Here is an 11,947-nt window from a genome sequence, read left to right as displayed (position 1 = left end):
TCTGCTGAAAAGGTTGATTCCGCTGCATATTCACCGTTTTGTCGAAGTCGTCAGCCCCCCGGCCTTTTAGCAGTACGGTAGGCTGACGACTTTTGGCCTTTGTTTTGTGTCTTAAAAGCGGTCGTTACGCGTTTAAAACAGCTTTTTTGTACCTTGGTATCAATCGGACCTTCGGGTATTGAAAGGTGGAATGAAAAGTATGGACAACGACGAAAGAACCAGTATCAATCGGACCTTCGGGTATTGAAAGCAGAAACGGCGACCATAGGCATGGCATCGGTGATTGGGTATCAATCGGACCTTCGGGTATTGAAAGATGACCGACATGCAGTCGAGCATATCCCCCGAGTTCGCGTATCAATCGGACCTTCGGGTATTGAAAGCTGGTAACTGGCACGTAGGGGCTGGTCGATTGGAGGGTATCAATCGGACCTTCGGGTATTGAAAGTGGTTTGTCTGGGTATCCGACGGCGATCCGGGGCAGTATCAATCGGACCTTCGGGTATTGAAAGTAAATAGCGTCGCGTACCAAGCTTCTTCGATAGCCTGTTGTATCAATCGGACCTTCGGGTATTGAAAGCTGTTCCATCTGAAGGTGTCACGTTCACCCATATTGGCGTATCAATCGGACCTTCGGGTATTGAAAGGTTGACCTCTTCCCCCACTCGCTTACGTAGCCGGGTATCAATCGGACCTTCGGGTATTGAAAGCAAGCTGCAACGCTACGAAACCGGGCACCTGCTGGCCGAAACGTATCAATCGGACCTTCGGGTATTGAAAGGAGAACAGCTCATTGTCGAGCACCTATCCAACTGGTACGTATCAATCGGACCTTCGGGTATTGAAAGAGTTCAACCTGAAGGCCGAAGACGGGAAGGTGTCGGGTATCAATCGGACCTTCGGGTATTGAAAGTCCTCAAACACCGGCCATCCTGGAAGGAAACGTCACCAGTATCAATCGGACCTTCGGGTATTGAAAGATGACCAGCAGTACCAGGTAGCTTTTTCCGATGGTCACGTATCAATCGGACCTTCGGGTATTGAAAGCTAGTGGTCAGTGAGCTACTTAAATCCTGTTCGATGGTATCAATCGGACCTTCGGGTATTGAAAGGGAGTAGGCTCGGCTTGCTGAATTGCGTCGGTTATAGGTATCAATCGGACCTTCGGGTATTGAAAGGCGTAGGTGGGTTTGATCGGCTCATGTCAGTTCGCGGTATCAATCGGACCTTCGGGTATTGAAAGCAGTCGATAAACGGGCATGGCCCCATACTTACGTAGTATCAATCGGACCTTCGGGTATTGAAAGTTCGCGCTTGTTGGCAAGTCGTATGTCGCCCGCTGGGTATCAATCGGACCTTCGGGTATTGAAAGCGCTGAACTACTCGCCTACGAGTCAGGACCTGACTGAGTATCAATCGGACCTTCGGGTATTGAAAGCAGGTTGCCCTACGCATCACAACTGGTAACGATGGGGGTATCAATCGGACCTTCGGGTATTGAAAGCGAGACCAATGCCACGACGTTCGTGCATAAGCGGTTCGGTATCAATCGGACCTTCGGGTATTGAAAGCAGCACCTGTTGTGGTACAGCCTACAGACGCCACAACGTATCAATCGGACCTTCGGGTATTGAAAGGTAATTGTCGAGCGGACGTTGTTGACCGTTGCTCCTGCGTATCAATCGGACCTTCGGGTATTGAAAGCGTGAACTACCAGCTGACCATTGACGAGCGGTGGATGTATCAATCGGACCTTCGGGTATTGAAAGGCGCTAAAATGCCAGTAGGGCCGCTGCACAAGTCGCGTATCAATCGGACCTTCGGGTATTGAAAGCACTGTTCCCAGAGCCTGATGAGGGGCAGGTTCCAATGTATCAATCGGACCTTCGGGTATTGAAAGAGATCGTTTCGGTGTAGGTGCCGAAACGGTACCGGTGGGTATCAATCGGACCTTCGGGTATTGAAAGGGGGCATTTCCAATTGATTTTGTTATCGCGGCTAGGTATCAATCGGACCTTCGGGTATTGAAAGCTATTTGTCGCCCCCCTACCGTCATTTACGTTTCCGGGTATCAATCGGACCTTCGGGTATTGAAAGCCCGTTTGCTGACTACTTATTCTGGCGCGTGACGCCCGTATCAATCGGACCTTCGGGTATTGAAAGGTAGAGCTGATACACTTTCAACTGGAACGGATCTAGTATCAATCGGACCTTCGGGTATTGAAAGACACGAGTATGCGGGTACGGGTGCAGGCCAGCCAGAGTATCAATCGGACCTTCGGGTATTGAAAGGTAAAACTCTTGGTTTTATACCTAATCGTTCCCATGGTATTAATCGGACCTTCGGGTATTGAAAGTTGGACAAGGCATTGTTGCGCCGCTACTCATATCGAAGTATCAATCGGACCTTCGGGTATTGAAAGACGCATTGACACGGGTAGCGCCTGTCGAATTGCGCGTGGTATCAATCGGACCTTCGGGTATTGAAAGGAGGATTATGCGGCCATGCGTCTGACGAAGACCACGGTATCAATCGGACCTTCGGGTATTGAAAGCGAACGGGTAAGTCAGGTAGCGACTTTCCAGATCCGAGTATCAATCGGACCTTCGGGTATTGAAAGCTGTTCCCGGCTGAGGGGGGCCGTGTTGGTGTGGTGAGTATCAATCGGACCTTCGGGTATTGAAAGTTGTTGAGAATCGATACCAGTGACGCCCCGGCCGCGAGTATCAATCGGACCTTCGGGTATTGAAAGGAAGTGGGCAAACGTACGGGTTAAACGCCATTACGATGGGTATCAATCGGACCTTCGGGTATTGAAAGCTCACTGATATGCGGACCATCACGGGGTCGATTCGTGGGTATCAATCGGACCTTCGGGTATTGAAAGCGAATGATGCTGACGATCTTGGCGAACTTGCCGGCCATGTATCAATCGGACCTTCGGGTATTGAAAGATGAGCACCGTAAGAATAAGGGGCAACCCATGCGGCGTATCAATCGGACCTTCGGGTATTGAAAGATCTACTACGCGCCCACCCTGAAGCAGCAGGCGACCGTATCAATCGGACCTTCGGGTATTGAAAGAAGGTACACTATCACAACTCTTCGCGCTCGCCCCCTTGTATCAATCGGACCTTCGGGTATTGAAAGGTTGTTGAGCCGGGCTAGGCGGGTTAGGGGGGATTATGTATCAATCGGACCTTCGGGTATTGAAAGCTATCAACGTGTCTTTTGCCAGTAGCTGTCGGTCACGGGTATCAATCGGACCTTCGGGTATTGAAAGCAGTTCATGCTGGGACTGTCCGTTTCGGTGTGGAGTATCAATCGGACCTTCGGGTATTGAAAGCCACCAACCGGCGCAAGGAAGCCGCCCAGGCCTACGTGTATCAATCGGACCTTCGGGTATTGAAAGCGTGCGGGCGTTAGCCAGAAAGTCCACGATGGGCGTCGTATCAATCGGACCTTCGGGTATTGAAAGCTGCCTTCCAGACCCATGCGCCAGAGCGACTGTCCGTATCAATCGGACCTTCGGGTATTGAAAGGTATTACCTCGATGGCGGCAACCAGGCCTCCTATTTGCGTATCAATCGGACCTTCGGGTATTGAAAGGCGACGCCAGTGATGCCTACGGCGACCGGCCCAACGGTATCAATCGGACCTTCGGGTATTGAAAGAAAATCAGGGCACCGGCCGGGACGGCCAGCAGACTCGTATCAATCGGACCTTCGGGTATTGAAAGGCGGAAAAACGCCCTGAGTGGCTTTTCTGGCTTTGAGTCAGTATCAATCGGACCTTCGGGTATTGAAAGTTGGGCGCACCCACGTTGTTGGTCACCAGTAGGGCCGTATCAATCGCACCTCCGGGTATTGAAAGTATAAGTGCTGGAAACCGGTGTATTTTTGAGTTTAGCTGATGTTCGCACCGAGATCGGCAACTATATCGATAACTATTATAATCCGGTGCGGAAGCACTCCAGCTCACAGTGCTACTGTCCGGTTCAATTTGAATCTAAACATATCTCTCAAAATTAACAAGAGACCGTTCGCTCAAACCCGACCACCCCAAATTGAGGTAGCTAACACATTTAGGGTTAAATCCGCCACGTAAGACCAGTAAAGAACTGGTAAACGATTATGCGATATTTCTTGCGATTTTTCGCCCAGTACGACCGCAGCAATATGAAAGATTGTTTTTAGTTGGTCCGCTCAGGCATGGGGGGGCACATTCGTACGAAACGTTCCATTAAGTAGCGAACATATATCAGGGCCTTGGGTCCAAAACGGGGCCACCGTGGCGCGGCCGTCCAGTCGGACAGCCGAAGCAACCGGAAAATAGCCCTTCTTTATTCCTAGTTCATCGATGATAGTAATCAACGATCTCAAGCATATAGGTCAGATCACTGGTCTTGGTACGGGGCACCTTAAAGATGTCGATGTGAAAACTTCCGATCTGTAGATTAAGTAGACCCGTAATGATTTTGTACGTACAAAAATACAGGCGCTCAGATGACTTCGTAAAGCCAAGTTGCAACAGACCTTCGTAATGTTCAGCGGCGTATGGGGTTACCACAAAAAAGTATCGATAGGCTCGTCAGCAGAAGTTCAACTAGTCTTTCAACTGGCTACTTCGTACATAGACGTATAGCATCGGCTTGCTAATAGCCAGCAATTCACAGATTCTCTTGACACTTGTCTTCTAAGGGTTCACTACATTTATGAGCAAGCCACGACTGTCCGATCTAGTAGGTAGCGGTCATCAATAATCAAGTCGATTCCGTAGTGATGATTCACGAATGATAAGCTGGGTATCAAATACTTTGGTCTCGAAAGGCAGTACTTCCGGCGCTTCGATCTGACGTAATAGCAAACGAACCGTTTCCGTTGCCATTTCCGTGATGGGTTGGTTGATACTACTCAACGTAGGCGAAACGTACGCAGAAACAGGTTCATTATTGAAGCTAACGACCGCAACGTCTTTGGGAATAGACAAGCCTTTTTGTTGAATAGCATACAGGGCTGGATAAGCAATCCGGTCACTTATGGCAACAATGCCGTCAGGTGGATACGGTAAACTCATCAGCGCCAGGGTCTGTAGAATCGTGTTTTCGTTCGTATAATCGCAATGACGAATATATTGATTACCCGCCACGGCGTTGTACTGAGCAGCGGCTGCTAAGTATCCATCCACCCGTTCCTGGCTTAGCGACAGCTGGGGCGGCCCTGCCAGAAAGCCAATTCGCTGGCAACCCTGCCCAATTAAATGCTCCGTCGCCTTGAAAGCCGCCGCCCGATTGTCGACCGTAACTTTGGAGACCGACGCTATATCAGCTGTGCGGTCGACCAATACAATTGGTACCCCCTTTCTAACCAGCCGTTCGACATGTTCAAAATCGGCTGTATCTCGGGAAAGCGAAAGGACAAGCCCCTCAACTTGGCTGCGTAGCAGGTTCTGAATACTAATAGTTTCGCGCACATACGACTCATTTGTTTGAGCCACTAAAACGCTGTAACCCGCTTGCATAACCGCTTCTTCCAAGTTATTAAGCATAGCTGAGAAGTAATGGTAGGAGAGGTTGGGGAAGATAACTCCAATTGTCTTCGTGCGGCTTTTTACTAAATTCTTAGCTAGTTGATTTGGCTGATAATCCAGCTCTTCCGCCAATCGGATCACAGCTTTACGCGTATCGGGATGAATTTCCGGCATATCACGTAAAGCCCGTGAAACAGTAGAAATGGATATTCCTAATTGCCGCGCAATGTCTTTAATGGTAACCGGTACACGTTTCATTTTTAGCCAGCAGTTAGAAATATAATTTTTTGCAGAATAAACGCTGCAGACTCCATAACCGAAGGAGCACTTGACGAAGCAATCTACCTAAAAAAATTTAACAATTTTTCAGGCATAATGACATTATGCAAACGTTCCCGGAAACGTTTGCATAACCTGTTTCTGTTTTTAAGCTGAATGATCCTTTGTTTTTACTTGACATCTTGCATTTATGCTATATTTTAGTAGAATATATTCAGTTAAGGCACAAAATGCATACTGATCGTCTGGACCCAACCCGCGAAAATGCCTCTAATTAAATTGAATTTTACCGTGAAAGCCATGTAGCCAGCAGCGGTCATCAAGAGCGGTAATGTAACGCTGAGCAATCTACATTGAGTGAGAAGTACCCGAGTACTCATTACTATTTCAGACCTACTACCTATGACGAGTGCACAGCCAGTTCCTGTAGATGAACAACGAATGGCCCAGCTTTGGATTCGATTCAAAGCGGATGATGAGAAGGCTTTCGACCAATTAGTTCAGGCTAGGTACAGAGTGTTGTTTAACTATGCGACTCGGTTTACCAAAGACCGTGACTTAATAAAGGACTGCATCCAGGATCTGTTTCTTGAACTCTGGAACCGGCGGGCCGCCATTGTTGAAACACCTTATGTAACGATCTACCTGATCAAGGCGTTTCGCAACAATTTATTCCGTCGAATGCGCCGTGAAGCAGCTCGTCCAGTCGTCACCGCCGAAATGCTGGAGTGGGAAACCGTCGCCACCGATGAGTTAACAGTCGATCACAAATGGATTGCTGATGAAATGCTGATGTCGACCGAGCAGAGTCTCCGGCAGGCGGTCGATCAGTTGCCGAAGCGGCAGCAGGAAGTAGTCTTTCTTAAATTTTATGAAGGACTGAACAACGACGATATCGCCCAAGTGATGGCTGTTGAAAAACAAACCGTTGCCAATTTTCTATACCGGGCTATGACGCAATTGCGCGCCGCTCTACCTGTTCGTCTGTTTGCTTGATAGAATAGCTTCCAACGAATAAATCCCGGCTACTCCCGCTTTACAAAGAAGGAGTAGCCGGGATTTATTCGTTGGCGATGTGTATAGAAATCGAGATTTGCTCCAAAAAAATCCAAAAAAAATTTACAAAAACAGGGTATGTTGGGGGAGGAGGGGTCTACTTCCTTGTGAAGAGGGAAATCGCCGACTGCATATATGCCCGATTATAAAACCTACACCTTTGACGAATTTATACTCGACGACCGGTTCCTTCGATGGGTTCTGAAAAACGAGCCTGCCGATCAAACCTTCTGGAATGAGTGGCTTCAAGCAAATCCTGATAAAGTGGATCTGGTGCTGGCCGCCCGCCAGTTTGTGAGTCAGATGCAGCAGGCGCAGGAGGAACTGTCGGATGAGGAGCTAACCAACGAGGTTGCTCGTATTCAAATGAATCGGCAGAAAGTGCAGGATCTGGACGAATTACAACCTTTGTATCCGCAACAGACACCAACCCGTTTTATGAACTGGGCGCGGATTGCAGCGGCCATTACCTTGATTGGGCTAGGCGTACTGGCCTTTTTTTACTGGCAAACCCCCAATACGCCCCTTGCCATTTATCAGCATACGGTTGAGCAGCACGCCGGCACATTACAGGAAATACACAATACGACTAATGCCAGTCAGTTGGTTCGTCTGCCTGACGGGAGTAAGGTTACACTTTATAAGGGAAGTCGCGTTAGCTTTCCGCGTACGTTCACGGCTTCCAAACGCGAAGTTTTTCTGATTGGTGAAGCCTTCTTTGATGTAGTCCGCCGTCCCAAACAGCCGTTTATGGTGTTCACTAATCAATTGACCACCCAGGTTCTGGGCACCAGCTTTACCGTCCGTGCCTATCCTGACGACAAAGAAGCGAAGGTCATAGTTCGGACGGGAAAGGTATCGGTTTTTAAGACCCCGCCCAGCGGAAAACTTGGGGAACTGGGTGGTAACGAACCTGCCCTTATTCTGACGCCTAATCAGCAGGTAACGTTTCAGACTCATGATCGTCAATTGGAACGTTCGTTGGTCGCTTTACCCGAACCGGTAGTCAATCCGATGGGTCAGCCGCAGACACTTATCTACGAGCACACCCCGGTCGTTTCGGTTTTTAAGAAACTGGAAGTCGCCTACGGCATTATGATCAACTACGATGCCGACCTGCTGACCGGTTGTGAACTGACGGCAGAGTTTGGTCCGGAATCGTTGTTTGAGAAACTTGATCTGATTTGTCGGGCAACCAATTCAACGTACGAGGTGCTGGACGCCCAGATCGTTATTCACAGCAAAGGGTGTCGATGAGGGTACTTCAGCCCGATACACTAACCATGTCTACGCAGCTACCAATGACTCGACCTGACACCGTACGCCGATAGCAGGCTGTCTATTTGCCCGAGGCCGTCGCCCTGAAAATTACGCTCCATTCTTTCTTTTCAGTACTAGTAGCTCGATCCAGGCATGTCAGTGCATGGGTAGGAGACTCTTTGTGTCAACCCTAAACAAGTATTTCATTTATAATCATGCGAACCACTACAAAACTATGGGTGATTTTCTCCAAAGTCATGCGAATAACCTGCTATCAGCTCTTTCTGATGGTCTGGTTTTCCAGTATGGTGCTGGCTCTGGACAGTAAAGGCCAAGAGTTACTGAATCGCCCCATCTCCGTTACGATTGACAATCAACGCATTGAGCAGGCCATCAAGCAGATTGGTAAACTAGCCTCGGTTCGCTTTGTCTACAGCCCACAGGTTATCCGTTCGGAACGGAAGGTAAATCTATCGGTTCAGAACCAGCCGCTGTCGGCTGTTCTGAATTCGCTGCTGACTCCGCTTCAGGTTAGTTACGAAGTGGTTGGTTCGCAAATTATTCTGCGGAACAACAGCACCAGTCAAACTATGACAATTGTACCGGAGAAAGCGACGGTAGCCGCGTCTGCCGACCAAACGCTTTCCGGGATCGTGACGGACGAAAAAAACCAGCCGCTGCCCGGTGTTACTGTCGCTATCAAAGGCACCACACGTGGTACCACAACCGATGCTGCCGGGAAATATTCGATTTCGGTGCCGGGCGATAACTCTGTACTGGTATTCTCGTTTGTCGGCTACGAACGGCAGGAAGTTACAGTTGGTAAGCAGAGCACACTGGATGTGCAGTTAAAAGGAGAGGCCCGCGGTCTTGATGAGGTCATTGTGGTTGGTTACGGTACGCAGAAGCGCGCCACCTTGACCGGCTCGATTGCGACTGTCGACAATAAAGTATTCCAGGATAGAGGGGTCGTTGATAACCCACTGTCAGCCTTACAGGGCCAGGTGCCGGGTGTCATCGTGACCCGAACATCTGCCGCGCCGGGCCGGGGCAACTGGAACTTTGCCATTCGGGGGGCTACGTCGACCAATGGCACTGAACCACTGATTGTAATCGATGGTGTCCCCGTTAGTAATCAGTCGGCTTTGAATTCGATTAATCCCAACGATATCGAGAACATGTCGTTTTTGAAAGATGCTGCTGCCGCTATCTATGGGGCGCGGGCTGCCGGGGGGGTTGTGTTGGTGACAACCAAACGGGCTAAGGCGGGAAAAGTAATTATCCAATATGATGGGTCAGTATCGCAGAAAGTAATCGGTCTGCAACCCCACTTGATCGATGCGAAAACCTTTGGCCAGGGTCTGGTCGACGCCACTACCAATGACTGGTATGGTATAGCGCCGACAACAAACTTGTGGTATAGAATGGGTCAATTGATGTTAAATCCACCGGCCAGCGGTTACATTGATCTGACGACATATAATGGACAGACAGTTGCCCCCTCGTCCAACCCACTAAATCCGGGCTTTGGTGACGTAAAAGACCTAACTTTTTTCGGCGGGAACTGGACTGATGTGCTATGGGGAACGGCTACCTCTACGCAACATAACCTGAGTATAGCGGGCCGAAGCGAACGAGCCGGCTACCGGGTATCCGCTGGATATCTACGCGATGGTAGCCTGTTGCAGTGGGGAAATAACTCGAACAATCGTTACAACCTTCGCTTCACGCACGATTACCAGTTCTCGGATCGGTTCAAACTCGAATCCAATGTGTCGCTCGAAAAAAACGATATTATCCAGCCCACCTTACTAGGAAACGTACTGGGCCAGTACCAGCAACCTGGTTTTCCGGTATCAACTATCGATGGTAAACCCTATGCTTGGGGTACGCAGTACAGCCCGAACTGGCAGGCTGAACTGGGTGGTGATAACAAGGAGTACAATACCCGCGTTTACACCAACTTTCGGCTAACCTACAACCTAACCAATAACCTGCGTCTAATTGGAACGGCGGGCTATAACTGGCTGTCGCAGGATACCAAAATTCAAACGAAAGCAATTAGTTGGTATAACTATCTGGGTACGATCCAGGCTCCCGATAATCCGACTCGGGCGAATTCCGCCTATCAGCGCCAGCTTTATAAAGACGCCTACTATAACTTAAATGCCTACTTAGAATACCAGAAAACCGTCCGTCAAGATCATGACATAGCGGCTACGCTGGGTGTCAACTATGAGCGTGATGAAGCCAACACGTACTGGGCCAGAACGACAAATATTGCCAATGACAACGTACCTTCCCTAAATCTGGGTATCGGTGATAATACGACTAAATCGGTTTCCGAATCGCAGAACCACTACGCGATTGGGTCCTATTTTGGGCGGCTCAATTATGCCTATAAGCAGAAATACCTGCTGGAAGCCCAAGCTCGCTACGATGGTTCGTCCAAGTTTAGCGCGGCTAATCGCTGGAAATTGTTCTACGGCTTCTCGGGCGGCTGGCGGTTATCTCAGGAATCGTTTATGCAGAATCTTACATTCTTCAACGATTTGAAACTTCGTGCATCGTGGGGCAGTGTGGGTAACCAGAGCGGTATCGGTTTATATGACTACGTGCAGCTTCTCAATGTAGCTGCTACGGGGGGAGCTACCAATTCCGGCTTTCCGATCATTGGGGCAAGTCCAGTTGTTATTGTTTCTCCTACGTCCAGTCTAGTCAGTTTGAATCGAACCTGGGAACAGGTTGAAACATCGAATGCAGGCCTCGATTTCAGTGTGCTGAACCGCAAGTTATCGGGAAGTTTCGATTATTTTATTAAACATAACAGGAACATGCTGCTGGGGCAGACTTACTCGGCTGTGTTAGGCGCAACCGCGCCAGCGAGTAATATTGGCCATCTGAAAACTTGGGGTTGGGAAATGGCCTTGAATTGGAAAGATCAGATTGGTCAGTTCGGTTACCGTATCGGCGGTAGCCTGACCGATAACCAGAACCGGTTACTGAGTTACGGGGGGGCTAATATTATCAATCAGGGCTTCAACGGGGCTGTAGAAGGCTATTCGCTGGGTTCCTACTTTGGTCTGGAATACGCCGGTCGAATCCAAACCGCTGAACAGCTGGCCGCTTATCGGCCTCTGGCTACGGGCAACAACATCAACATGCCCATCGGGTCTTTTAATGCTGACGGATCGGTACGCGTACCCGGTGTGCGTCTGGGCGATAATATGTTCAGCGACCTGAACGGGGACGGTAAACTAACCGTGCCAGGTGATTTGAAGTACCTGGGTCGGGACGACCCGCGTTACAGCTTTGCCCTTAACCTGGGGGCCGACTGGAAAGGGTTCGATTTTCAGGCTGTTTTTCAGGGTGTGGGCCAGCGTACCATTTTCCGGGAAGGGAACTGGCGCGTCCCCTTCGGCTCGATCTTCCAGGGGCAGACCGACTTCTGGGTAGGCGACACCTGGACCCCGACCAACACCGGGGCCACGTACCCTGTGTTGTCGGCTGGTCAGAACGGCACAACGTACAATACCTATAATTACCAGATTTCGGACTGGTCGGTACAAAACGGAGCATACGTTCGCCTGAAGAACTTGGTCGTTGGCTACTCATTACCACAGATGATCACGAAAAAGATTCGGGTGGATCGGTTACGGATTTACTACTCAGGTAATGATTTGTGGGAAGTCTCAAAAATCAAAGACGGTTGGGACCCCGAAGTAACGCGTAGCGTAGGACGGGCTAACAGCGATGCCATTACCAGTCGCTACCCTTTCTTCCGGTTGCATACGATCGGCGTAAACCTGACATTCTAATCTA

General features: G+C 49.5%; 4 protein-coding genes and 1 CRISPR repeat array. Of the genes, 3 read left to right on the top strand and 1 reads right to left on the bottom strand.

Annotation, left to right across the window (positions count from 1 at the left end; genetic code table 11):
* Positions 1 to 156 precede the first annotated feature (156 nt).
* Positions 157 to 3,874: direct repeats of the CRISPR family, unit length 29 nt; unit sequence GTATCAATCGGACCTTCGGGTATTGAAAG.
* Between the two features lie 882 nt (positions 3,875 to 4,756).
* The gene (locus CLV58_RS22135; protein WP_106140013.1) at positions 4,757 to 5,788 is read right to left on the bottom strand and encodes a LacI family DNA-binding transcriptional regulator; all 1,032 of its coding nucleotides are present in this window, start codon (positions 5,786 to 5,788) and stop codon (positions 4,757 to 4,759) included.
* Between the two features lie 423 nt (positions 5,789 to 6,211).
* Between CLV58_RS22135 and CLV58_RS22130 the strand changes: the two genes are divergently transcribed.
* The 3 genes from CLV58_RS22130 (at position 6,212) to CLV58_RS22120 (ending at position 11,943) form a co-directional block, all read left to right on the top strand.
* A complete protein-coding gene (locus tag CLV58_RS22130; RefSeq protein WP_106140012.1) occupies positions 6,212 to 6,805 on the top strand; it encodes an RNA polymerase sigma factor in 594 nt (197 codons plus the stop codon).
* Positions 6,806 to 7,000: 195 nt separating this feature from the next.
* Positions 7,001 to 8,122: a FecR family protein gene (locus tag CLV58_RS22125; protein WP_106140011.1), complete on the top strand. Its 1,122-nt coding sequence runs from the start codon at positions 7,001 to 7,003 to the stop codon at positions 8,120 to 8,122.
* 218 nt (positions 8,123 to 8,340) lie between these two features.
* Complete coding sequence (locus CLV58_RS22120; protein ID WP_106140010.1) at positions 8,341 to 11,943, top strand: TonB-dependent receptor; 3,603 nt, start codon at positions 8,341 to 8,343, stop codon at positions 11,941 to 11,943.
* Positions 11,944 to 11,947 lie beyond the last annotated feature (4 nt).

Source organism: Spirosoma oryzae (assembly GCF_003002825.1).
Taxonomy (GTDB): Bacteria; Bacteroidota; Bacteroidia; order Cytophagales; family Spirosomataceae; genus Spirosoma; species Spirosoma oryzae.
The sequence above is the reverse complement of the archived record's forward strand: the minus strand, read 5'-3'. Positions and strand labels throughout refer to the sequence as shown.

What these genes read in the sequence shown, in the direction of transcription:
- CLV58_RS22125 (WP_106140011.1), top strand. Translation starts at nt 7,001, where the DNA reads ATGCCCGATTATAAAACCTACACCTTTGACGAATTTATACTCGACGAC.
- CLV58_RS22120 (WP_106140010.1), top strand. Translation starts at nt 8,341, where the DNA reads ATGCGAACCACTACAAAACTATGGGTGATTTTCTCCAAAGTCATGCGA.
- CLV58_RS22135 (WP_106140013.1), bottom strand. Translation starts at nt 5,788, where the DNA reads ATGAAACGTGTACCGGTTACCATTAAAGACATTGCGCGGCAATTAGGA.
- CLV58_RS22130 (WP_106140012.1), top strand. Translation starts at nt 6,212, where the DNA reads ATGACGAGTGCACAGCCAGTTCCTGTAGATGAACAACGAATGGCCCAG.